A 1,034-nucleotide genomic window follows, 5' to 3' on the forward strand; every position below is an offset into this window, starting at 1 on the left:
GATAGCCCTACTTTCGCTTTACGGCGTTCCCACATCAATCTGAAGGCATTCTCATTCTGGGGAATTAACTTATCACCCTCATGATCAATTAGATCCAGTAAAGCTAAAGCTTTTTTCGTCAATGGCACATTACGAGCATCACCATTTTTGGTTTTTGGTAAATGCACATGCCGATCATAAATTTCAGACATTTTAATGCCAAGGATTTCACCACGGCGCATCGCTGTTTCTAATGCGAATAAGAATGCCCAGGCAACATAATGCTCGGGAAGTGTTGGCACCTGGCCATGCCTATACCCTAACCCTTTAATAATTAAATCAATCTCATCATCACGGATACGGCGATTACGCGCCTTGGGCTTAGCAGGCTTCTTAATCCCCATCCATGGATTAGTCTCAAGCAGGAATAGTTCCTTTACGGCGTAGCTAAAAACTGACGAGTACAGCGCAATTTCACGCAGCACTGTATTTGCACCAACTTCTTTTAATCGCTTATTACGCCAGGCGGTTAAATGCTTGGGTGTAATGTCATGAATAGACATATCTGCCAGTGCACCAAATTTCTCATCAAATGGGCCTAATTGTTCTTTGACGTATTTGGATCCGCGAAGCTTCCGGCCCTGCTCATCATAGTATTTATGAAAAAGTGTTTTGAATGGGTAGTGTTGTTTTATGCCCTGATCTTCAGCCAGCTGATTTGCCTTTGACTCAAGTAATTTTTGCGCTGCCCACTGCTCACATTCTTTTACGGTATCTCTGGTTGCAGAATATGTTTTCCCCGCAATCATAATTTTTATTCGATAGCTTTCACCGCGCTTGATCGGCTTAGGTAATTTCATTGGTCTAAACTCAAAAATCTTGGTCTAATCTTGGTCTAAATTAAACTGCATTATCGGCAAAAAGTACCGATTATAAAGATAGTGCAGATAACGACATACATTATTCAAGACAATAAAAAAGGGCTTTAAGCTACTGTTTTCGCTTAAAACCCTTATAACATAACGTTTAGAATATTGGTAGGTATAAGCAGACTC

The 1,034-nt window shown here is 40.7% G+C and carries 1 protein-coding gene; it reads right to left on the reverse strand.

The features are described from left to right. The coding region (locus B2Y23_RS06995) for a tyrosine-type recombinase/integrase (RefSeq protein WP_291369881.1) at window positions 1-839 on the reverse strand (839 nt) is incomplete at its 3' end. Window positions 840-1,034 lie beyond the last annotated feature (195 nt).

Source organism: Acinetobacter sp. UBA5934, assembly GCF_002430855.1.
In the GTDB taxonomy this organism is placed as follows: domain Bacteria; phylum Pseudomonadota; class Gammaproteobacteria; order Pseudomonadales; family Moraxellaceae; genus Acinetobacter.